The sequence below is a fragment of the Salinimicrobium sp. CAU 1759 genome (assembly GCF_054482715.1).
On record NZ_JBTLRK010000001.1, the window covers coordinates 1,990,582 to 2,013,983 of the forward strand.

A 23,402-nucleotide genomic window follows, 5' to 3' on the forward strand; every position below is an offset into this window, starting at 1 on the left:
CGGTATTAATACCGGCCTTTATTTACATTCTGATTATTTATTCTTGTTTCATAATAGAGTAAACGGCGTATCCATTAGCAGGTGCTCTTAGGGACACATTACCGTCCTGGTCTGTCATAGGGCTATAATCAATATTACCAGTATAATCCATTATTTTTGCCAGGTTCCAGTCTGTATCTATATTTTCCTTGATCTTGGCATTGCCATTAGTATTAATATAGAGAATCAGGCCTGGATTAGATGGGGTACGAGCTCTTTTCATGATGTATTCGTCATCATCAACATAAAGAATTTCCACATCTCCTTTGGCTATAGTATTGTTGATAAGGATCAACTGCTGTAATTGATCTTTAAAGTTCTCATTCTCGTAATCTGAGTAGAAAATGGTAGGATATCCGGGATGAGTTAAGATAAAAGCATAGGCTTTTAATTTATTTTCCATGGAGATAAAATTATCTTCATTGTCATCTTTTTCGGTATCGTGATTGGCTGTGAAGGTCACGGCCTTTTCCGGATGAGTTTGCCATACCATATCTCCAGTCAGGTATGTAAGGTCATCATACCTGTCAAATGCTTCATCGAGCTTGTAAAAAGTAGAGAAATCGAACACTGATACACCAGTTTCCTCAATATAATCCCGAAGTACATCGGGGTTTCCATCCCAGAGTTCTGCAACTCCAAATCCATTGACCTCGTCCATCCATTCTTCTACAACCCAAGGCTCAAAGCCCAGTACATAATCAAATCTCCAGCCATCAAATCCTACTTCATTCTTGTAGTAATTTGCTACGGAATAATCTGCTTCCCATAACCAGTTTTGGACATATTCCTGGTTATGATCCAGATTTGTTTCCTCGTAAAATAAACTTCCGGGATCAAAGGGACTTGTGCTGTTAGGATAGAAATTCTCATAATTGCGATTAAAGAGACCTGAAGCATTTCCATGCTCTTCATTAAAAAGAGTATAAGTCTCTTTCTCACGGTACGGATTCCACTCCAGTCCACCACCTGAATTGTGGTTTAGAACTATATCGGCTATTACCTCGATTCCGTTAGCATGAGCTGTTTCAATGAGGTTGTCCAATTCTTCTCTTGAGCCAAACCTGGTCTCAACTGTGCCATGCTGCATATATTCACCCAGGTCAAAATAATCGGATGGATCATACCCCATGGAAAAGCCGCCCGATTGCCCTTTTGAAGCAGGAGGTAGCCAAACGCGGTTCACTCCGGCATCTGCCCAGTCATCAAGTTTTTCTGCGACCGTATTCCACCATTCTCCGGCAGGTTCAACGTCCCAGTAAAATCCTTGCATCATGACTCCGCTGCCATTGTCGTAACTGGATAAGTCCAGAGGTTCATAATTTGCAGTAGGAGGGGGATTTTCTCCATTGTCACCCGGATCTGTTTCAACCCCATCATCATCTGAAGAACAGCCAGCAAAAAGAAGCATGGCAATAAACAGAGATAAGATTAAATTTTCATTCTTCATGTCAAAGGTATTTTATCAAAAAAGGCTGCCGTGAAGCAGCCTTTTTGAACTGTTACAAAATTATTCTTCGGTTTGAGGAATAAGAATATAGCGACCTGTAAGGTCATTGAACCATATATCATAAACTCCTGCGGTAACAGGAATATTTGGTCCGTTTGCTGAAGCCTTTCCGGAAATAGGGGTATCTCCTCCCCAGTTTACATCCCATGCATCATTAGCACGGAATTTCATTTCTCCATCGTTCAAAGTCACTCCATTGGCATACCAGATATGAGGATCAAAATCCAACTGGGTAAGATCGGTATCTGCATCCCAGCCACCCGGAGTTGCATCTCCAAGAAAACCTATAGTATTGTATGTAGCAGCACCACTCTCATCATAGGGCTCAAAAGAGTAAGTCATTTCATCGACGTTCATGGTTAAAGTATAATAAGCATCTGCATCAACAGGGAATGCCGATGGATCACCTCCAAGGATGGTGCTGTTGCTGAGATTTCCATTGTCCAGCCCCCATTGTGGCTGCCATTGACCAAGAATTTCAAGAAGTTTAAATCCTTCTTTGTCCCCGCTTCCATCAAATCTTCCGGTGAAGTAAAAGATGTCTTCGTTCTCACCATCTCTGAATAACGGTGTATTGTTATTGTCGGGATTCCAGCCTGCAGCAGTAGCATCACCTACAAGGAAGAAATTCAGGAAGGATTCCTCTTCTTCTTCAGTTGTTTCGGGAATTACCACATTCATTGCTTGTACTTCAGAAGCGTGAGCCATTTCACCTCCGGTACCTGCAGTTGCGACCACCTGAACATATATCGTTCCGGTATTTGGAGCTTCGGTACTTGGATCATTGTCTAGCCCTGCATCTTCAGCAAGATTCATTAGTTGCTTTACCTTAACAGCTAAGTTTGTTCCTGCTGTACTACCCAGTAAAACAGGATCTGTCATCTCTGCAGATGTAGATGCCAGTACATCATAATTAATATTTGTAGGAACGTCTATATCTATTTCATTCCACACAAATCTTTCAACAGTATTCTCTGCAGTTGCATTGGTTAGAATATACTCCGAAGAAAATGTATTGATAAAGGAGATACCTTCGGGATCCGGTTGTGCAATAAATACCACATCATCGTCACTCGTACAGGCATTAAATCCTACGAGAGCAACAAAGGCTAATAATAATATTGATAGTTTTTTCATTGTAATTGTTATTAAAATAATATTAGTATCCTGGATTTTGAGTTAAGTTGGTGTTTACACCTAAGTCGGAAGCTGGAATTGGATAGATGTCTCTAAAAGATGCGGTTGTGGTTCCCTGGGGAACGTTTCCTTTCCAAGCCCAAACTCCATTTGCTGTAAATTGATTGAACCTTACAAGATCTGTACGGCGGTGAGCTTCCCAGTACAATTCCCTTCCTCTTTCAGAAAGTATGAAGTCCAGAGTAAGATCATTACTTGAGATGAGCCCGTTGGCATCATTATCATAGGCTCTTTCTCTCAGCTCGTTTACATAGGCCAATGCCTGGTCTTGACTTCCGCCACCACCTCTAAGCACAGCTTCGGCATACATCAAGTATACATCGGCCAGCCTAAACATAGGGAAATCTGTGTCTGGATGTTCTCCTGTGGGGTCTGACCCGGGATTACCCTCGTTGTCTATGTTACGGAATTTTGCAACTGCATATCCATCGGTAAAACTTGTGATATCTTTAATTTCCAGGCTTTGTCCATCAGTAAAAAACATTTCACGCTCATCTGGCGAGTCTGCTCCGTCAGGAAAAAGGTTTACAAACTCTGGTGTGGTCCTTAAACCTCCCCAACCGGAATTCACTCCAAAATCGGCAGGATCCATATCTCCACCAATAGGAGCGCGAATAAGGAAGGTCATGCCTCCAAAAGAACGGGTGTATTGTCCATCAAAGGCGATAGGGAAGATGATTTCATTTTGAGCTCCGTTGGAATTGTTATCTGCAAGGAATAATTTTTGGTAATCGTCTACCAAAGAGTATCCTGCATTAATAACTTTTTCAGTGTAATTGACAACATCTGTATAGCGCTTTTCTCCTGTATACTCTTCAGCATTGAGATAAAGTTTTGCCAGAAGAGTCCAAACAGCACCTCGGTCTGCACGGGCATACTCATTTTGTCTGGCAGGAACCATCTCCATTTCAATGGCGAGCAATTCACTTTCTATGTACTCGAAAAGTTCTGCTCGGTTCCATTGTTCAGGCAAAAATGCACCCACAGGATCATTTTCAGAAATTCTCGGAGGGTTTCCAAAAAGGTCAAGAGCGTGATAATAGCTTAAGGCTCTAAGGAATCTTGCTTCAGCTCTGAAGGTTCGGATCTCCTCTATTGTAGCCTGGTCAAAACCGGCTAAATTATCTTCGGAAGTTTGACGTAAAAAAGCATTTGTCTGGGCCACCTGGTAAAGGATCCTTGAATACATTGTACGTATGAATTCATTACCTGAGGTCCAGGTTTGGCCATGCAAGGTAAGGATGGTTCCATCGTTCCAGCCAATTACAGCTTCATCTGTAGGTAATTCCTGTAACATCCAGTAAAGACGCAGGTATTGAGAAAAACCTTCGTCCAATCCCGCAAGATCCGGGTTACCGGCAGGGCCTTGTTGTCCACTCACTGCCAAACCGGCATAAAGCTTTGCCAAGAACTGCTTATATGCCTCGGCATCCTGGAAGATTTCGTCGGCACCTTGCCGGTTATCTTCAGGTTTTAGATCTAATTCACTTTCACACGCACCTAAAATAGTAAGGCTGAGGAAAATGACTAAGAATGATTTAAATTTATTACACATAGTATCTTATTTTTTAGTCCTTAGAATCGAAGATTTAGTCCCAATGTAAATGTTCTTGGTCTTGGATAGAAGTTGTTATCAATTCCTCCGGCAATTTCAGGATCAAGGCCTTCATAGTTAGTGATGGTCAAGACATTGGTAGCAGCTAAAGTTGCGCGTAAGTCAACCTCTTCCATGGCAAATAAATATCCAACTGCAATGTTATCCAGTCGAACAAAATCTGCACTCCTTATATAGTAATCTGAGAAGAACTGGCTGTTTACGAACTCGCTCTCCAGAACATTGGCATTGAAGTTAGAATAGTATGGTTGTGGAGTTACAGTACCTGCAGTTCTAAAGCCTGAAGAAGACTGCGTGTTATTATACATATAGCCACCAAAGCTTCCTCTCCAGGTAAAGCTAAAGTCAAAGTCCTTATAGGTGAAACTATTCGTCAATCCCATGAAGAAATCTGGTGTTGCTTTTTTATAGGGCTGGCGGTCTGCTTCAGTGATAACATTGTCTCCATTTACATCTACATAAGCTCCTTCTACAGGTTGGTTGTTCTGGTCGTACACCTGTCTGTAAACAAAGAAGGTGGTTGGATCAATTCCTGTCTTCCAAAGTTGGATGGTATTACCAACACCACCACTTATACCTCCTTGTGGAATGAAGAAATTAGGGTCTTCTCCCAAAGTAAGCCTGGTGATCTCAAGATCCTGGAATGTTATATTGTAATCAAGATTCCATGTAATTTCGTCAGTTCTCATTAGGTCAGCATTCAATCCAATTTCCAAACCTCTACTAACCGTCTCACCAACGTTAGTCAATAAAAGGTCGGAAAGGTTAGCACCTGCCGGTACCGGAACAAATGCAATAAGACCATCTGTGGTTCTGTGATAAGCATCTACGCTACCACCAAACCTGTCATTAAAGAAACCGAAATCAAGCCCTACGTTCACTGTCTCCAGTTCTTCCCATTTAAGATCGGCATCATATTCTTCCGGCCTTAGTGTTTGGTAGAATCTGTCTCCAAACTGATAGCTGGCTCCTTCAATACTTGGTGTGAAATACGCAATATATCCGTAGTTGTTTCCTATCTCATAGTTACCTGTTACTCCATATCCGGCACGTAATTTAAGCTGAGAAACAACATCAGATTCTTTTAAGAATTCCTCATTGTTGATCTTCCAACCCATAGAGACAGATGGAAAGTGGCTCCAACGGTTTGCTTCACTAAATCTGGAGGAACCGTCCATCCTGTAACTTCCTGAGATAAGCAGCCTGTCATCAATATCAAAGCTTGCTCTTGCGAAGTACGACTCCAAAGCATTCCTGTTTATAGCTCTTTGTCCCTGGACCCACGCATTGTCTGCAGTATATCGGGATTGGCTGGTGCTGTAGAATTCCTGGAACGAATGTCCTGCTGTTAAGTCTACGCTAGTGCTAATAGCATCAATATAGGGCTTATAGTTGAAGTAAAAATCCAGTAGGCTGTTTCTGTTGAATCCACCATAGATCTCGTGGTTAGGTATATCCTGAATAACGGTTGCAGATGTTAAAGGCATAAAAGTAAATCCTTCATTTTCGGCATAATCTACACCTGCATTCATGTTGAAGCGCAGGTTTTCTGCAAAGGGAAATCTATAGTCTACATTAAAGTTTGAGATCACCCTTTTAGTCTCTCCTTCGGCATCTCTCTGAAGTAGAAGAGCAACAGGGTTTCTGGTAGCTTGTTGAAGAGCTTCATCGTTTGCGTTGCGGAATTCAAAGAAGCCATCGAAAGGACTGCTGGGGTCATATACAGACTGGGTAGGGTCAAAAGCAACAGCAGCTCCAATAGCACCTTGTTCGGCAAAATGGTTGGCATCAATACTGGCTTTTGTTGTAAGGGTAAGTTTCAGATCATTATTCAGAAGATCCCCGTTCAATGCCACATTCAGCGCATTTCTCTCATAAAGGTCAGTTCTTAAGACTCCGGTTTGAGAGGTGTTGTTATAGTTCACCCGATAGTAAAAGTTCTCAAATCCTTGAGAAACGGTTAAGTTGTGAATTGCTCCAACTGAAGTCTGGTAGATCTCATCCTGCCAGTCAGTGTTACTTTCTCCCAGAAGACCCAGGTCTGTTCCTTCTGTTGTCTCGATTATACTCCTAAATTGATCTGCATCCAGAACGTCTACAGTCTCAACCACATTTCCAACAGAACCTTTAAAATCATATTCAAAGGTAAGATCGGCCCCTTTTTTACCTTTTTTGGTGGTAATAAGAATAACCCCGTTTGAAGCTCTTGAACCATAGATGGCAGTTGCCGAAGCATCTTTAAGTACTACGAAATCTTCGATCTCATTAGGGTTAATGGCATTTAATTGGTTTCTTACTCCTTGAACACCTCTTTGGTCAAGAGGTAAACCATCCACAACAATAAGCGGATCGTTATTGGCAGAAAGGGAAGATCCTCCACGGATCCTGATCTGGGCGCCACCACCCGGAGCCCCGTTACCCGAGGTGATTCTAACCCCTGCAGATTTACCTGCAATGAGTTGCTCGGGAGAGACTATAGGACCTTTATTAAAGTCCTCGGACGATATTTGCTGAACAGCACCTGTGGCATCCTGTCTACGGGTAGAACCGTAACCAATGAGTACTACCTCTTCAAGGATGGCTGTATCGGGGGCTAGTCTTACGTTGATAGTTTCCTGTCCGGTATAGGGGATCTCCTGGGGAGCAAATCCTATATATGATACCACAATGACATCATCCAGATTAACTCCCTCCAGGGTGTACTCCCCATCGAAATTTGTAGTGGTACCTGTCATGGTACCTCTAATTACTATGTTAGCTCCAGGGATTGGCATCCCGGTGTCCCTTTCGGTGACAATACCGCTAACAGTAGATTGAGCAAAAAAGCTCATTGGCATCAATAACATGAGCAATGTGCTTTTAATAAATGTTCTCATAAAATTGCATGTTAGGTTTTACTTAGTTTTAACCTTATATTTCTACTTTCCGGCACTAAAATTAGGTAAACTAAAAGGATCTACAGGTATTAAACCCCACAGGGAGAAGCCCGAAAACGTTTTCGTGTTGAAAACTTTATCATAATCCTAATTTAACCTGAAAATATAATAGATTTACGATTTTAACAGCATTATAATTTTGATTCTTTTTAAATGAAGCCAAAACTCACCCTCAAACAAATCGCACGTGAACTGGATGTATCTGTCTCCACAGTTTCCAAAGCCTTACGCGATAGCCCCGAAATAAGTGACGATACAAGGCAAAAAATTCAGGCTTTTGCAAAGCTCTACAATTATAAACCCAACAACATTGCATTAAGTCTCAAGAATCGAAAAACCCGTACTATCGGGTTGGTACTTCCCGAAATAGTACATGATTTTTTTGCTACTGTTATTAGTGGAGTGGAAGATGTGGCCAACAAAAGGGGGTATAACGTTCTCATCTGTTTATCAAACAATTCTTTTGACAGAGAGGTTATTAATATGGAAATGCTGGCCAATGGTAGTACAGATGGATTTATTCTTTCTGTGGCCAAGGAAACTCAGCAAAAGGGGGACTATCATCACCTCGAGGAAGTGATAAGCCAGGGGATGCCTCTTGTAATGGTAGACAGAGTTGTAAATGATATCATTTGTGATAAAGTCATAATAGATGACAGCGACGGCGCCAGGAATGCTGTGCAGCATCTAATTGATAACGGCTGTCGTAAAATTGCCATTATCACGACCGTAGATTATGTAAGTGTAGGAAAGCTGCGTACAGAGGGTTACCTAAGAGCGCTTCGGAATAATGACCTGGAGGTGGATAAGGACCTTATCCTTAAGATTGAAGATATGGACAAAAGTCAGGAAGAAATTGCCGGTTTTATCCAAAACAAGGAAATAGATGGAGTTTTTGCAGTTAATGAACAGTTTGCTACAAGTGCAGTAAAGGCATTGTTTGACCAGGGGATCTCTGTGCCCGATGAGGTCCTTGTTTTTAGCTTTTCTGACGGAGAACTATCCCGCAGGTTTATTCCCAGTCTTAGCACAGTAAACCAGCATGGTGCCGAAATGGGAGCAAAAGCAGCCGAACTTCTCATAGATCGAATAGAAAAAGCTGTAGCAGATGAAAATTTTCAAACAGCAGTTGTGAAAACAAGTTTAGTTGAACGAGAATCCACTCAAAAGAGAAAAAGAACTCTGGTTTAACTTTATTTTATATATTTGACAGGATTTTTTATCAAAACTTATATTTCTACTTCCCTTTAATAGTTTTGATAAGTCTAAACAGCTTATCGTAATTTAATACTACGATAATGCAAAAACGCACCTTGAGTTTTTGGGAAATCTGGAACATGAGTTTTGGGTTTCTGGGTATTCAACTCGGCTTTGCGCTTCAAAATGCAAATGCCAGCAGAATTCTTCAAATATTTGGCGCCGATGTTCATGAGCTTTCATGGTTCTGGCTGGTTGCACCTGTTACCGGGCTTATAGTCCAGCCCATCATTGGATATTATAGTGACAGAACCTGGACCAGGTTAGGACGACGACGTCCTTTCTTCCTGGTTGGAGCACTTATGGCTGCCGCCGGATTGATCCTGATGCCTAACGCCGATCTATTCATCGCTATCCTGCCGTCACTTTGGATTGGCGCAGGAATGCTCTTTGTAATGGATGCCTCCTTTAATATAGCTATGGAGCCCTTTAGGGCTTTGGTGGCAGATAATTTACCATCAGACCAGCGTACCCTCGGGTTTAGTGTGCAAACGGTATTAATAGGGATTGGTGCTGTAGTAGGTTCCTGGCTGCCCTATGTGCTTACTAATTGGTTTAACATTAGCAACCGAACTGTGGCCGGAGAAGTTCCTTTGAACTTGTTACTTTCCTTTGTAATAGGAGCTGCTATCCTCGTGATAAGTATTCTCGTGACCATCCTTACCACAAAAGAATACACTCCCGAGGAGCTTTCCAAAATGGATGATCATATTGAGGATGCAGAACTGGAGACAGAAAAGAAGTCCAGCCTGCTCGATATTTTCACCGACTTTAAGAACATGCCTTTTACTATGCGCCAACTTGCATGGGTACAGTTCTTCTCGTGGTTTGGTCTCTTTGGGATGTGGGTTTTCTCTACTCCGGCAATTGCCCACCATATTTATGGGTTACCACTTACAGATAATAGTAGTGAAACTTACCAGGATGCAGGAGATTGGGTAGGGGTGCTTTTTGGCGTTTATAATGCCGTATCTGCCGTATTTGCTTTTTTCTTACCTGCTATCGCTTTGAAGATTGGAAGGAAGAGTACTCATATGTTATCATTGATCCTTGGAGGAATAGGATTGTTGTCGATATATATTGCGCCAAACGAATACTGGCTACTGCTTTCAATGGTTGGAATAGGTATTGGCTGGGCTAGCATCCTTGCCATGCCTTATGCTATTCTCGCAGGATCAATTCCTCCTCGAAAAATGGGGGTTTACATGGGTATCTTCAACTTTTTCATTGTTATACCCCAAATTATCAATGCTCTTATAGGAGGTCCTATGGTAAAATACCTATATGGAGGAAATCCAGTTTATGCCCTGGTGACGAGCGGAGTAGCCTTTCTTATAGCTGCTGCTTTATGTGTTAGGATCTATGATGTTGACGAACCGGTTGTAGTAAAAAATGTTTAAAAAATAATGAATAAAAGAAAAGGAATAATATTCGACCTGGATGGGGTCATAGTGGATACTGCCAAGTTCCACTATTTGGCATGGAGAAAGATGGCCAACGACCTGGGTTTTGATATAACACTGGAACAAAATGAGAAGCTAAAAGGCGTAAGCCGGGTTAATTCTCTTCAACAAATATTGGGCTGGGGAAACAAAACAGTTACAGAAACTGAATTTGAAGAACTAATGTCCTCTAAGAATGATGATTACCTGGACAGGGTCGCTCACATGGATGAGGAAGACCTTTTACCGGGAGTTAAAAAAAGCCTGGATTTTTTGACAGAAAATAATGTGCCCTTTGCACTGGGATCTGCCAGTAAAAATGCGCGTCCTATACTAAAGGGGCTAAAGATCGCGCAGAGGTTTAAGGCTATAGTGGATGGTAATGATGTTTCAAAAGCCAAACCAGATCCCGAGGTTTTTTTAATTGCTGCTGAAAAGCTGGGAATACCACCTCAGGATTGTGTAGTGTTTGAAGATTCTGTTGCAGGCATAGAGGCGGCAAATGCTGCAGGAATGTTAAGTATAGGAATAGGAGACAAGAAAATATTGAAAGAGGCAGATTATAATTTTGCCGATTTCACTGAAATAGATGATAAATTTTTAGAACAAATTGTTAGAAAATAAATAGATGAATCAGGATTATATAAAACCAAGCAACTGGTCAATTCTGGAAGAAGGATTTGAGGCAGGAAGAGTAGAGGCTAGTGAAAGTCTTTTTAGTCTTGGGAATGGAGCAATGGGCCAGCGGGCTAATTTTGAAGAACAGTATTCCGGAGACACTTTCCAGGGAAGTTACATAGCAGGAGTTTATTACCCCGATAAGACAAAAGTGGGATGGTGGAAGAATGGTTATCCCGAATATTTTGCTAAGGTTCTTAACGCGCCTAACTGGATTGGGATCAATGTCTTTATCAATGGAGAAATATTGGACCTGGCTACCTGTAAGGAGGTGAGGGATTTTCGCAGGGAACTCAACATGAAAGAGGGCTGGTATGAGCGCAGCTTTACTGTTGTAATGTCAAATGAGCTTGAGGTAGATGTGAAGGTGATAAGATTCCTTTCCCTTAAAAGGAATGAGCTGGGAGCAATCAACTATGAAGTTACTGTAAAAAACAGCGACGCAACTGTCATTTTTGAGCCATATCTGGATAGTGGAATCACCAATGAAGATGCCAATTGGGAAGAAAAGTTCTGGAAAACTCTGGAAGTTAAGACTGAAGCGGAAAAAGGTTTTATAACAGCAAAAACTTTAAAGACTGAATTTCACGCGACTGCGTTTATGCAGTCTGCACTTTTCAAGAACGGGAACAGCGTCAATTCAGAAATTACTGAAGTTTCGCTTGATGAAAAGATCATCTTCCGGTATACAACTCAAGCCAGGAAAGGAGAGAAAGTAAATCTCCACAAGTTTGGAGGTTACGTGACCGATATGAACCACAAGCGAACAGATCTTATTCAGGCGGCTTCCGATGTGCTGAGTGCTGCTGTCTCTTCCGGCTTTGAAAGGTTGCTTCAGGAGCAAAAAGAAGCCTGGGCTTCGATTTGGGAAATGGCCGATATTTCCATCCAGGGAGATGTCAAGGCTCAGCAGGGGATCAGGTTCAATATCTTTCAGCTAAATCAGACGTACTTGGGTGAAGATGCCCGACTTAATATCGGGCCCAAAGGCTTTACAGGTGAAAAATATGGAGGTAGTACTTATTGGGATACTGAAGCTTATTGCATTCCTTTTTATATGGCGACAAAAGATCAGCATGTAGCGAGAAACCTGCTTACCTATAGATATAATCACCTGGACAAGGCTATTGAAAATGCCGAAAAGCTTGGTTTTTCCAATGGTGCTGCTCTTTACCCTATGGTAACGATGAATGGAGAGGAAAGCCACAATGAATGGGAAATTACTTTTGAGGAGATCCACCGCAATGGTGCTATGGTAGTAGCAATAAAAAGATACGTGGATTATACCGGCGACTTTAGTTACATCCCGGAAAAAGGACTGGAAGTAATGATCGCTATTGCAAGATTCTGGCAACAGCGTGCAAATTATAGTACCAAAAAAGACCAATATGTTATTCTTGGAGTTACCGGGCCAAATGAATATGAAAATAACGTCAACAATAACTGGTATACTAACTACATCGCAAAATGGTGTATTGATTATTGCCTGTCATCCCTTGAAAAAGTAGCTCAGGAGTATGCTTTAGATCATGAGCGGGTTCTCCAAATGACTGCTCTTACCAATGAGGAAATTGCCGGCTGGAAGGAAGTTTCAGAAAAAATGTACTTCCCTTATTCAGAAGAATATCAGGTGTTCCTTCAGCAGGATAGTTTTCTTGATAAGGAGATCATTCCTGTTTCAGAGTTGCCTAAATCTCAGCGACCTATCAACCAAAAATGGAGCTGGGACAGGATCCTTCGCTCTTGCTATATAAAACAGGCCGATGTATTACAGGGCTTTTATTTCTTTGAAGATCATTTCTCCATAGAAGACCTTGAGAAGCATTTCGATTTCTACGAACCATTGACGGTTCATGAATCCTCACTTTCTCCTTGCGTTCACAGCATACAGGCTGCGGCTTTAGGAAGAATGGAGCAGGCATACAGGTTCTATTTAAGAACTTCAAGGCTTGATCTGGATGATTATAATAATGAAGTTAAAGAAGGCTGCCATATCACCAGTATGGCCGGGACCTGGATGAGTATTGTTGAAGGCTTTGGAGGTATGCGTGTAACAGATGGTAAACTTTCTTTTAATCCGCAGATCCCGGAAGGTTGGGACAGCTATTCCTTCAAACTTAATTTTAGGGACCAGATCCTGAAAATAAATGTTGCACCCGCCGAGACCAGTTTCTCTCTGGAAGGAAATGAACCATTAGAGATCCTTGTGAAAGGTAAAACTGTAAAGGTGGAACCAAGTGTGCCGGTAACTGTTTAAAACTATAAAAATGAAGAAGTTTTTTTTCCTCTTATTGTTCCTAGGAAGTTTCTCCATAAATGCTCAAATAGAAAAAGTGGAGCCGCCTTTCTGGTGGAGCGACATGAATTATTCCGAAGTTCAGTTGATGTTCTATGGAAAAGATCTTGCTGAATACGACGTTTCTACCCCCAAAGAAATGATCATCAGCAATGTTCGTAAGACTGAGAATCCTAACTATGCATTTGTAACGGTTCAAACCGAAGGTTTGGCGCCGGGTAAGTACGACATCAGGTTTTCCAAAAAGGGGAAAAAAGGCTTCTCTTATAGCTACGAGCTTAAAGAACGGGAACCGGGTTCTGCAATGCGGGAGGGATTTGATGCTTCAGATGCCATCTATTTGATCATGCCCGACAGGTTTGCTAACGCTGATCCTTCCAATGATTCTCACCCCGACCTGCAGGAAAAAGCAGATCGCAGTAATCCGGGAGGCAGACACGGAGGTGATATTGAAGGAATTATTCAGAACCTCGACTACCTTGAGGATCTTGGTGTAACTGCAATCTGGAGCACCCCAATGCTTGAAGACGATGATCCTGCATATTCTTATCATACCTATGCTCAAAGTGATGTGTACAAGATAGATCCACGGTATGGAACTAATGATGATTACAAGCGCCTGGCTACAGAAATGGAGAAGCGGGACATGAAACTCATCATGGATTACGTCACCAACCACTGGGGCTCAGAACACTGGATGATCAAGGATCTGCCAACCTATGACTGGATTCACCAGTTTCCCGGATATAAAAACTCAAATTATCGAATGACCACCCAATTTGATCCTCACAGATCCGGAATTGATACAAAATTAAATGAAGATGGCTGGTTTGTATCTACCATGCCCGATCTTAATCAGAGTAATCCGCTGGTATTGAATTATCTTATTCAAAATGCCATTTGGTGGATTGAATATTCAGGTCTTGATGGTTTTAGAGTTGATACCTATTCATATAATGACAAGGATGGAATTGCAAAGTGGACCAAAGCAATAATGGATGAGTATCCACACTTCAATATAGTTGGAGAGGTTTGGATGCATGACCAGGCACAGATCTCGTACTGGCAAAAAGATTCCCCCGTTGGTGCTATCCAAAGCTATAACACACATCTTCCTTCAGTGATGGATTTCACGCTGCACGATGCCCTAATGGTGATGTTCAATGAAGATGAACAGCACTGGGACCAGGGGATGGTGCGTGCTTACGATAACTTCGCCAATGACTTCTTGTATGCAGATATCTACAATCTTCTGGTCTTTGCAGGAAATCATGATACAAATCGCATCAACGAGCAGTATGACGGGGATGTTGAGAAATATAAGTTAGCAATGACGCTGGTATTGACTACCCGCGGAATTCCGCAGCTATACTATGGTGATGAGATTGGAATGCGTGGCGACAAACCTGCAAAAGGCGACGCCGATATTCGAAGAGATTTTCCCGGAGGCTGGGCCGGTGATGAGCAAAGTGCCTTTACTGAAGCCGAAAGAACTGAGCAGCAGAATGATTACCACTCTTTCACTAAAAAACTATTGAATTTCCGCAAGGACAGTGAAGTGCTTCACTACGGGAAGTTACTGCAGTACATACCCGAAAATAATGTGTATGTCTACTTCCGCTATAGCGATAAAGAGCGGGTGATGGTGGTGATTAATAATAATCCTGAAGCTCAGACGCTGGATCTTGAAAGATTTTCTGAAGGACTGGCAGGAGCGACTACAGGAAAAGATATAATTTCAGAAGAACAGGTCAAGCTTGGCGATAATCTTGAAATTTCCGGAAAAACCTCAATGGTAATTGAATTGAAATAGATCATATGAAGCCATTGCAGAAATACCTCTTAAAAATGGCATTTTTGAATGCCTTTGTTTTCCTGTCTTTTTCTGCACTGGCACAAAATCCGGAGAGGGATTTTGTGGCAATGGAAAAGACGGATACCGGTGTTGAGGTACATACGAATGATGGCAAATACATTTTTAGATATTTCACTCCCGAAATCTTGGAGACTTCATTCATTCCGAAAGGAGAGGAATACCCGGATAGATCACATGCCGTAGTGCTTGAGCCGCAGGCGGTTCCTTTTTCTGTTTCTGAAGATGGAAATATAATAGTAATTGATTCTGAAGGCCTGGACATAGAGGTGTCAAAAATGCCATTTCAGGTGACTTATTTGTACAGCGGGGAAAAGGTGATTTCAGAAAAGAGCGGTTATACTAAAGGAGAGGAGCACGAAAAGCTGGATTTTAATCTCACCGAATCTGAAGTGCTTTTGGGTGGTGGTGCCCGTGCTCTTGGAATGAACAGGCGTGGAAACAAGCTTCAGCTTTACAATCGGGCACATTACGGCTACGAAACGAGAAGCGAACTCCTTAATTTTACCTTACCCATAATACTGTCTTCAGAAAAGTACCTGCTGCATTTCGATAATGCGCCCATTGGTTTCCTGGACCTCGACAGTAATTTCAGCAATACGCTCACCTACGAAACTATAGGGGGGAGAAAGACTTACCAGCTTGTTGTTGGCGAGACCTGGGAAGATATAGTGGGTAATTATACACTTTTGACCGGCAGGCAACCTTTACCACCACGTTGGGCTCTGGGAAATTTTTCCAGCAGGTTTGGATATCATTCGCGACAGGAAGTCGAGGAGACTGTAGAGAAATTCAGAGAGGAAAATATCCCGGTGGATGCGGTGATCATTGACCTCTTCTGGTTTGGCCGTGAGATCAAAGGGACAATGGGAAATCTTGAATTTGTGAGCGATTCTTTTCCGCAGCCTGAAGAAATGATGCAGGACCTTGCAGAAGACGGTGTAAAAACTATTTTGGTGACTGAGCCGTTCATTCTTACCACTTCAAATCGCTGGGAGGAGGCGGTAGCGGAAGATGTGCTGGCAAAAGATTCTTTGGGAAATTTTTACACCTACGACTTTTACTTCGGAAACACCGGCTTGATTGACATTTTTGACTCCGGAGCAAAACAGTGGTTTTGGAACATCTATGAAGAACTTACCGAGATGGGAGTCGGCGGTTGGTGGGGTGACCTTGGGGAGCCCGAAGTTCATCCTGAAGATCTTATTCATGCAACAGGTACTGCCAACGAGGTGCACAATATTTATGGCCACTACTGGGCTAAAATGATCCATGAAGGCTATGAGCGGTCTTTTGCTGAACAAAGGCCTTTTATCCTGATGCGTGCCGGGGCAGCAGGTTCTCAGCGATTTGGATTGATGCCATGGTCCGGTGACGTGAACAGAAGCTGGGGCGGACTTAAACCACAACCTGAGATCTCTCTTCAAATGGGGCTGCAAGGTCTTGCTTACATGCATTCCGACCTTGGCGGATTCGCAGGAGATAATCTAAATGATGAATTATATGTAAGATGGCTCCAATATGGGGTTTTTCAGCCGGTATATCGCCCACATGCCCAGGAAGAAGTTCCTTCAGAACCCGTTTTTAGAGAACCCACGACAAAAGAACTTTCTAAAAAGGCAATTGAGCTAAGGTATAGACTTCTGCCGTACAACTATACTCTGGCTTTCAAAAATACCACAGAAGGTCTTCCTTTAATGAGACCTTTATTTTTTGAAGAGCCGGAGAATTTCAGGCTTTATTCAGTAGCAGGAACTTATCTATGGGGAGAGAATTTTCTTGTTTCACCAGTACTTCAGGAGAATATTTCTCAACAGGAGGTCTATTTTCCGAAGGGCTCCAACTGGTTTGATTTTTATACGGGCGATAAATATTCCGGAGGAACTTCAGCGACAATTCAGTTAAAAGAAGATTACATTCCAACTTTTGTAAGAGGTGGTTCTTTTATACCAATGGCAAAACCACTACAAACAACGCAGAACTTTTCCGCAGAAGATGTGGAGTTACATTACTTTTTTGATATCGAAGCCGGTGCAACCAAGGATATTTTGTATCACGATGATGGCAAAACACCGGATACTTATACTAATGGAAATTACGAGATCCTCAACTTGAATAGCAGGACACAAGAGAAGAAGTTGATCTTAGAAATTTCGAAAAAGCCGGGAAAAAACAGAAAAAATTCAGAATTTAAAGAAATGGATCTTTTCCTTCATAATTATGAAACAAGGCCAAAAGAAGTAAGGGTGAATAACCAAAAGGTTTTGTATGATTATTCCCAAAATGAAAGGAAGGTTTCAGTACCACTTACTTTAAAAGAAGAAAATACGACTATTACCATTATTAACTAAAACTATATTGTATGAAGAAAATATCGATTTTATTACTAGGACTGCTTACCCTGGCATCCTGTAAAAATGAACCGGAGCAACCGGTAGCCGAAGTTCAGAAAGAACAGAGCATTGCACCGGTAACCAATGAAGCCATGGAGTCGGCCGTTATTTATGAGGCCAACATCAGGCAGTATTCTCCTGAAGGAACTTTCGACGCCTTCACAAAAGATATTCCGCAGTTAAAGAATTTGGGAGTAAAGGTAATTTGGCTTATGCCAATTTATCCTATTTCTGAGGTGAGGAGAAAGGCTACAGGTGATCTGAGCATTGAAGACATAGAAGATCCCGAAGAAAGAAAGAAATATCTTGGAAGCTACTATGCTATTGCAGATTACACTGCAGTAAATCCTGAATTTGGGAACAAGGAAGACCTTGACGAGCTTGTCGAAGCTGCCCACGCAAACGGGATGTACGTAATTCTTGATTGGGTGGCTAACCATACCGGCTGGGATCACCCATGGCTGGAAGAGCACCCTGAATTCTATACGCAGAATGAGCAGGGCGAGCCTGTAGATCCTTTAAATCCTGCCACAGGAGAATCATGGGGATGGACCGATGTTGCAGATCTCAATTATGACAACAAAGAGCTTTGGGAGGCAATGACTGCCGAAATGGAGTACTGGATCGAAGAGCACGATATTGACGGATTTAGAGCCGATGTAGCCGGAGAAGTACCTACCGAGTTCTGGGAGCAGGCTGTGCCAAGACTTCAGGAAATAAAACCTGTATTCATGTTGGCAGAATCTGAGGATAAGGATCTGTTCTACAATGCTTTTGATATGGGTTACAACTGGGAAGGACATCACATCAAGAACCAGATCGCGCAGGGAAAAGCTACTGTGGAGGCCTGGGATGAGTACATGAAAAAGATCGATACCACCTACCAGGAGGATGATTACCTAATGAACTTTGTCACTAACCACGATGAAAATTCCTGGAATGGAACCGTTCGCGAGAGAATGGGAGACGCAGCTGAAGCTATGGTTGCCTTAACCTACAGCATTCCCGGCATGCCATTGATCTACAGCGGACAGGAGTACGATATGGATAAAAGACTGAAATTCTTTGAGAAGGACACCATTCCAAAAACAAAAGGAACGATGTGGCCGCTGCTTGAGAAACTGGGACAGTTAAAGACATCAACTCCTGCGCTACATGGAGCTAAGGAAGCCGCCGATTATACGCGCCTTAAAACTTCTGCCGACAAGCAGGTACTGGCTTTCGAAAGAACAAAGAATGGTGAAAAGATTATTTATTTGGCAAATCTCTCAGATAAACCTGTAGATTTCCAGCTGGAGCTTGGCGAAAATCTAACTCCGTATATCGGGAAAAGTGATTTTAAATTACAGGAAAATGACCAATATCATTTTGCGCCATGGGATTATGTTATATTAGCAGATAATTAAAAAAATCACCAAAAAATTTATAAAAAGCTCCTAAAAAGGGGCTTTTTTGTTTTTTATCAACCGAAAACGTTTGAGAATTATTGCAGATTAGGTTATCTTATAGAATTGAAATAGCTTTACATACATGATAGAGAAAGTCAGGAAAATTGGGGTGCTAACATCGGGGGGAGATGCTCCCGGAATGAACGCAGCGATTCGTGCTGTCACCCGAAGTTGCGCATATTATAACATCGAATGTATTGGTATCTACAGAGGCTATCAGGGCCTTATCGAGGGCGAGTTTGAATTACTCACAGCCCGCTCTGTAAGAAACATAATTAATAAAGGAGGTACCTTCTTAAAATCGGCTCGCTCAAAAGAATTCCGCACTAAGGAAGGAAGGGCAAAAGCCTTTAAGAATTTGCAAAATGCCGAAGTTGATGCTCTCGTAGTTATTGGAGGGGACGGTACATTTACCGGTGCTATCCATCTTCAACAGGAACATGGAATTCCTGTAGTAGGGATCCCCGGAACTATTGACAATGATATTAATGGTACTGATTATACTATAGGTTACGATACTGCTTTAAATACGGTGGTTGACGCAATCGATAAGATCAGGGATACGGCCAGTTCCCATGACCGCCTTTTCCTCATTGAAGTTATGGGACGTGACGCCGGAGATATAGCTTTAAATGCCGGAATTGGCGCCGGGGCCGAAGAGATCCTTATTCCGGAAGAAGATATGGGAATAGAACGCATGATGGATTCTCTTAAGAAAAGCCGTCAGTCCGGAAAAACCTCAAGCATAATTGTAGTGGCCGAAGGTGAGAAAAGTGGAAAGAACATTTTTGAACTGGCCGAATTCATAGGAGAGAATTTAACCGACTACGATATAAGAGTATCTGTACTTGGGCATATCCAACGCGGGGGTGCTCCAAGCTGCTATGACCGGGTACTTGCCAGTAAATTGGGTGTAGGAGCTGTAGAAGCCATAATGCGTGGAGAAAGCGGAGTGATGGTAGGAATAACCAATAAAATGGTTACTTCGGTAGACTTTTCAGTTGCCATAGAAGGTAGTAAACCTTTAGATAAAGAATTGAGACGGGTGTTGAACATCACCACCATATAAATAAATTTAATTTCAATATTATGAGTACTAAAATAGGAATAAACGGATTTGGTCGAATTGGAAGGATCGCCTTCAGAATTGCCAGTGAAAGAGAAGATGTAGAAGTCGTGGCAATCAACGACCTGCTTGATGTAGACCATTTAGCATATCTTTTAAAATATGATTCAGTTCATGGGAGGTTCAAAGGATCTGTGGAAATTGAAGGAGGAAACCTCGTTGTTAACGGAAAGACTGTTCGCATTACTGCTGAAAAAAATCCTGAAGATCTAAAATGGGATGAAGTTGGTGCCGAGATCGTTATGGATTGTACAGGTATCTTCACAACGAAAGATACTGCTGCGAAACACCTTACTGCAGGTGCCAAAAAAGTGGTAATTTCTGCACCTTCCAAAGATGCTCCAATGTACGTGATGGGTGTGAACCACCAGGATATCACAGCAGATGATAAGATCGTTTCTAACGCATCATGTACCACTAACTGTCTTGCGCCTCTGGCAAAGATCGTTGATGATGAGTTTGGCCTTGTTGAAGGTCTTATGACCACTATCCACGCAACTACTGCTACACAAATGACAGTAGATGGCCCTTCTAAGAAAGACTGGAGAGGTGGTAGAAGTGCTTTGATCAACATCATTCCTTCTTCTACCGGTGCTGCAAAAGCAGTTGGTAAAGTTATTCCAAAGCTGGACGGAAAGCTTACAGGGATGGCATTCAGGGTTCCTACTGCCGATGTTTCTGTTGTTGACCTTACTGTAAGAACAGAAAAAGCTGCTTCTTATGACGAGATCAAAGCAGCATTTAAAAAAGCTTCTGAAGGGGCTTATAAAGGAGTGGTTTCTTATACCGAAGAACAAGTGGTGTCACAGGATTTCGTTTCCAATGCTTACGTATGTAATTTTGATGCGGGAGCAGGGATTGCTTTGAATGACAATTTCTTTAAGCTTGTTGCCTGGTATGACAATGAGTATGGATATTCAGCTAAATTAGTAGAACTGTCTGCTCACGTAGCTTCACTTAAATAATTTAATAGAAAAGCCCTGAGTGTTCGGGGCTTTTTGCTACTTTCTTACTATGATTTTAATAGCAGACGGAGGCTCCACAAAGTGTGATTGGATCTTACTGGATTCAAAAGGGGAGCAAATAATGAAAACACGCACCAAAGGACTTAATCCGGCGGTATTTAAAACAGAAACCCTTGAGGCGAGACTGGAAGAGAACCTTGATCTAAAGCAGGTTCAGGATAAAGTTGAAAGAGTCCATTTCTATGGTGCCGGCTGTGGCACCCCAAAACCTACCGCTTTATTGAAAACCATTCTTACAGAATTTTTCTCCGGAGCGAGTGAAGTAAGAGTGCAGGAGGATATGGTGGCAGCCGTTTACGCTGTTACCGACAAACCCGGAATTGTTTGTATCCTCGGTACCGGTTCGAACAGCTGTTACTATGACGGTAAAACTATGAGAACAGCTGTAGATTCCCTTGGGTACATTTTAATGGATGAAGCCAGTGGGAATTACTTCGGGAAAAGACTCATTAGGGACTACTACTATAAGAAAATGCCCAAAAGCCTGGCCGATAGATTCGAAAAGGAATATGACCTTTCTTCGGACAGTATAAAGGAAAACATCTACAAAAAAGAGAACCCAAATACCTATCTCGCACATTTTGCTGAATTCATCTTTAAAAATGAGAGAAATGGCTACTTCTATCAGTTGATCGCTGAAGGAATGCAGAATTTCATTGAGCACAGGGTGCTTTGTTTCAAAGAAGCCCAGAATGTGCCTATACATTTTGTGGGATCAATTGCCTATTTTTCGCAGGACATCGTAAAAGATGCTTTACAACCTTACCGTTTAGAGCCCGGTAACTTTGTGCAGCGACCTATAGATGGCATCCTGGACTATTACCGAAAACACATTATCGGAAAATAAAAAGTTCCTTCCAATTATTTTGCAACGGCTGCCGGTATTGGCAGCCGTTGCTGGTTATGGTCTTTCAAAAGTGACATTTTTGGCAGGTGTCATTATTAGAGAATCACAAAAATTTGTTTAAAAAGCAGCTCGCAAATCTTTACTCCATATTTTTACTACATTTAAAAAAAATATTTTTTAATGCTTGTAAAAGTTTACGGAAGTGCTGTCTTTGGCGTGGAAGCCACCACAATTACTGTGGAGGTTAACGTAGACACAGGCATTGGATATCACCTTGTAGGCCTTCCCGATATTGCTGTGAAAGAGAGTAGCTTCCGCATTGCTGCTGCTCTAAAAAATGTAGGCTACAATCTCCCCGGAAAAAAGATCACCGTAAATATGGCTCCTGCCGATCTTCGCAAGGAAGGTTCGGCTTATGATCTCACTTTTGCCATGGGAATCCTGATGGCTTCCGGGCAGATCAAAGCAACAAACATTCAGGAATACGTCATAATGGGGGAACTTTCTCTCGATGGAAGTCTGCAGCCTATAAAAGGAGCTTTGCCAATAGCTATAAAAGCAAAAGAAGAAGGCTGTAAAGGCTTTATACTTCCGAAGCAAAATGTAAAGGAAGCAGCCATCGTGAGCGGACTTGAAGTCTATGGGATTGAAAATATTGAAGAGATAATCCGCTTTTTTGACAGGGGAGAACCGTTGGAAAGAACCATCATCGACACCCGAAAGGAGTTTTTCCAGGAGCTGGAAAATCCTGAGCACGACTTTGCCGATGTGAAAGGGCAAGAGTCTATCAAGCGCTGCATGGAAATTGCTGCTGCGGGAGGACACAATATTATTTTAATTGGTCCTCCGGGAGCAGGGAAAACTATGCTGGCTAAGCGCCTGCCAAGTATTTTGCCTCCTATGACGCTGCACGAAGCTTTGGAAACAACAAAGATTCACAGCGTCGTGGGACGGGTGAAGGAGAACGTGGGATTAATGGCTCACAGGCCCTTCAGAAGTCCGCACCATACCATTAGTGACGTTGCCCTGGTTGGAGGGGGAGCATATCCTCAACCGGGGGAAATTTCACTCTCTCACAATGGCGTTCTGTTCCTGGACGAACTTCCCGAGTTCAAAAGAAGTGTGCTTGAAGTGATGCGACAACCTCTCGAGGACAGGGAAGTGACCATTTCCAGAGCGAAATTTACAGTCACTTATCCTTCCAGTTTTATGCTGGTGGCAAGTATGAACCCAAGTCCCAGTGGATTTTTTAATGATCCCGGCTCTCCAGCAACTTCCTCTCCCGCAGAGATGCATCGTTACATGAGTAAAATTAGCGGACCTCTACTGGATAGGATCGACATTCATATTGAAGTTACGCCTGTCCCCTTTGAAAAGCTAAGTGATGAGAGAAGGGGAGAGAGTAGTCTGGAGATAAGGAGAAGAGTTACGGCTGCAAGGGAGAAGCAAACAGAAAGATTTGCAAATAATGAGAAGGTGCATTATAATGCTCAAATGACTGTAAAACAGATCAGGGAGCATTGCGCTCTTGATCCCGATTCCATGAACCTGCTAAAAGTGGCAATGGAAAGACTTAATCTTTCGGCAAGGGCTTATGATCGGATTCTTAAAGTTTCCCGAACCATTGCAGACCTTGAAGATTCAGAAAAAATTAAAGGAGCTCACATTAGTGAAGCTATACAATACCGTAGTCTTGATAGAGAAGGCTGGCTTGGATAAA

At 42.3% G+C, this 23,402-nt stretch carries 15 protein-coding genes; 11 read left to right on the top strand and 4 right to left on the bottom strand.

What is annotated here, in order from left to right; genetic code table 11:
* Positions 1-37: 37 nt before the first annotated feature.
* The 4 genes from ACXYMT_RS08995 to ACXYMT_RS09010 form a co-directional block, all read right to left on the bottom strand.
* Positions 38-1,450 carry an alpha-amylase gene (locus ACXYMT_RS08995; RefSeq protein ID WP_459059165.1) on the bottom strand — a complete coding sequence of 471 codons (1,413 nt, stop codon included), beginning with the start codon at positions 1,448-1,450 and terminating at the stop codon, positions 38-40.
* A 99-nt stretch (positions 1,451-1,549) separates the two neighbouring features.
* A complete protein-coding gene (locus tag ACXYMT_RS09000; RefSeq protein WP_459058742.1) occupies positions 1,550-2,686 on the bottom strand; it encodes a SusF/SusE family outer membrane protein in 1,137 nt (378 codons plus the stop codon).
* A 22-nt stretch (positions 2,687-2,708) separates the two neighbouring features.
* Positions 2,709-4,301, bottom strand: coding sequence for a RagB/SusD family nutrient uptake outer membrane protein (locus ACXYMT_RS09005; RefSeq protein ID WP_459058743.1), 1,593 nt, complete (start codon positions 4,299-4,301; stop codon positions 2,709-2,711).
* 20 nt (positions 4,302-4,321) lie between these two features.
* Positions 4,322-7,237: a SusC/RagA family TonB-linked outer membrane protein gene (locus tag ACXYMT_RS09010; RefSeq protein WP_459058744.1), complete on the bottom strand. Its 2,916-nt coding sequence runs from the start codon at positions 7,235-7,237 to the stop codon at positions 4,322-4,324.
* 213 nt (positions 7,238-7,450) lie between these two features.
* Between ACXYMT_RS09010 and ACXYMT_RS09015 the strand changes: the two genes are divergently transcribed.
* The 11 genes from ACXYMT_RS09015 to ACXYMT_RS09065 all read left to right on the top strand — a co-directional run bounded on the left by ACXYMT_RS09015 (position 7,451) and on the right by ACXYMT_RS09065 (position 23,401).
* Positions 7,451-8,488, top strand: a complete 1,038-nt coding sequence (locus ACXYMT_RS09015) for a LacI family DNA-binding transcriptional regulator (protein ID WP_459058745.1) — start codon at positions 7,451-7,453, stop codon at positions 8,486-8,488.
* Positions 8,489-8,595: 107 nt separating this feature from the next.
* The gene (locus tag ACXYMT_RS09020; protein WP_459058746.1) at positions 8,596-9,954 is read left to right on the top strand and encodes an MFS transporter; all 1,359 of its coding nucleotides are present in this window, start codon (positions 8,596-8,598) and stop codon (positions 9,952-9,954) included.
* Between the two features lie 6 nt (positions 9,955-9,960).
* Positions 9,961-10,620 (top strand): beta-phosphoglucomutase, encoded by a 660-nt coding sequence (pgmB, locus tag ACXYMT_RS09025; protein WP_459058747.1) that lies wholly within the window; start codon positions 9,961-9,963, stop codon positions 10,618-10,620.
* Between the two features lie 4 nt (positions 10,621-10,624).
* Positions 10,625-12,931 carry a glycoside hydrolase family 65 protein gene (locus tag ACXYMT_RS09030; protein WP_459058748.1) on the top strand — a complete coding sequence of 769 codons (2,307 nt, stop codon included), beginning with the start codon at positions 10,625-10,627 and terminating at the stop codon, positions 12,929-12,931.
* A 10-nt stretch (positions 12,932-12,941) separates the two neighbouring features.
* Positions 12,942-14,783 carry a glycoside hydrolase family 13 protein gene (locus ACXYMT_RS09035; RefSeq protein ID WP_459058750.1) on the top strand — a complete coding sequence of 614 codons (1,842 nt, stop codon included), beginning with the start codon at positions 12,942-12,944 and terminating at the stop codon, positions 14,781-14,783.
* Between the two features lie 5 nt (positions 14,784-14,788).
* Complete coding sequence (locus ACXYMT_RS09040) at positions 14,789-17,194, top strand: glycoside hydrolase family 31 protein (protein WP_459058751.1); 2,406 nt, start codon at positions 14,789-14,791, stop codon at positions 17,192-17,194.
* Between the two features lie 11 nt (positions 17,195-17,205).
* Complete coding sequence (locus ACXYMT_RS09045) at positions 17,206-18,642, top strand: alpha-amylase family glycosyl hydrolase (protein ID WP_459058752.1); 1,437 nt, start codon at positions 17,206-17,208, stop codon at positions 18,640-18,642.
* 124 nt (positions 18,643-18,766) lie between these two features.
* A complete protein-coding gene (gene pfkA / locus ACXYMT_RS09050; RefSeq protein WP_459058753.1) occupies positions 18,767-19,753 on the top strand; it encodes a 6-phosphofructokinase in 987 nt (328 codons plus the stop codon).
* A gap of 20 nt (positions 19,754-19,773) precedes the next feature.
* Positions 19,774-20,775 carry a type I glyceraldehyde-3-phosphate dehydrogenase gene (gene gap / locus ACXYMT_RS09055; RefSeq protein ID WP_459058754.1) on the top strand — a complete coding sequence of 334 codons (1,002 nt, stop codon included), beginning with the start codon at positions 19,774-19,776 and terminating at the stop codon, positions 20,773-20,775.
* 49 nt (positions 20,776-20,824) lie between these two features.
* Positions 20,825-21,682, top strand: coding sequence for a BadF/BadG/BcrA/BcrD ATPase family protein (locus ACXYMT_RS09060; RefSeq protein WP_459058755.1), 858 nt, complete (start codon positions 20,825-20,827; stop codon positions 21,680-21,682).
* Positions 21,683-21,862: 180 nt separating this feature from the next.
* Positions 21,863-23,401: a YifB family Mg chelatase-like AAA ATPase gene (locus tag ACXYMT_RS09065; protein WP_459058756.1), complete on the top strand. Its 1,539-nt coding sequence runs from the start codon at positions 21,863-21,865 to the stop codon at positions 23,399-23,401.
* Position 23,402: the final 1 nt, after the last annotated feature.

What these genes read in the sequence shown, in the direction of transcription:
- ACXYMT_RS08995 (WP_459059165.1), bottom strand. Translation starts at nt 1,450, where the DNA reads ATGCTTCTTTTTGCTGGCTGTTCTTCAGATGATGATGGGGTTGAAACA.
- ACXYMT_RS09000 (WP_459058742.1), bottom strand. Translation starts at nt 2,686, where the DNA reads ATGAAAAAACTATCAATATTATTATTAGCCTTTGTTGCTCTCGTAGGA.
- ACXYMT_RS09005 (WP_459058743.1), bottom strand. Translation starts at nt 4,301, where the DNA reads ATGTGTAATAAATTTAAATCATTCTTAGTCATTTTCCTCAGCCTTACT.
- ACXYMT_RS09010 (WP_459058744.1), bottom strand. Translation starts at nt 7,237, where the DNA reads ATGAGAACATTTATTAAAAGCACATTGCTCATGTTATTGATGCCAATG.
- ACXYMT_RS09015 (WP_459058745.1), top strand. Translation starts at nt 7,451, where the DNA reads ATGAAGCCAAAACTCACCCTCAAACAAATCGCACGTGAACTGGATGTA.
- ACXYMT_RS09020 (WP_459058746.1), top strand. Translation starts at nt 8,596, where the DNA reads ATGCAAAAACGCACCTTGAGTTTTTGGGAAATCTGGAACATGAGTTTT.
- pgmB (WP_459058747.1), top strand. Translation starts at nt 9,961, where the DNA reads ATGAATAAAAGAAAAGGAATAATATTCGACCTGGATGGGGTCATAGTG.
- ACXYMT_RS09030 (WP_459058748.1), top strand. Translation starts at nt 10,625, where the DNA reads ATGAATCAGGATTATATAAAACCAAGCAACTGGTCAATTCTGGAAGAA.
- ACXYMT_RS09035 (WP_459058750.1), top strand. Translation starts at nt 12,942, where the DNA reads ATGAAGAAGTTTTTTTTCCTCTTATTGTTCCTAGGAAGTTTCTCCATA.
- ACXYMT_RS09040 (WP_459058751.1), top strand. Translation starts at nt 14,789, where the DNA reads ATGAAGCCATTGCAGAAATACCTCTTAAAAATGGCATTTTTGAATGCC.
- ACXYMT_RS09045 (WP_459058752.1), top strand. Translation starts at nt 17,206, where the DNA reads ATGAAGAAAATATCGATTTTATTACTAGGACTGCTTACCCTGGCATCC.
- pfkA (WP_459058753.1), top strand. Translation starts at nt 18,767, where the DNA reads ATGATAGAGAAAGTCAGGAAAATTGGGGTGCTAACATCGGGGGGAGAT.
- gap (WP_459058754.1), top strand. Translation starts at nt 19,774, where the DNA reads ATGAGTACTAAAATAGGAATAAACGGATTTGGTCGAATTGGAAGGATC.
- ACXYMT_RS09060 (WP_459058755.1), top strand. Translation starts at nt 20,825, where the DNA reads ATGATTTTAATAGCAGACGGAGGCTCCACAAAGTGTGATTGGATCTTA.
- ACXYMT_RS09065 (WP_459058756.1), top strand. Translation starts at nt 21,863, where the DNA reads ATGCTTGTAAAAGTTTACGGAAGTGCTGTCTTTGGCGTGGAAGCCACC.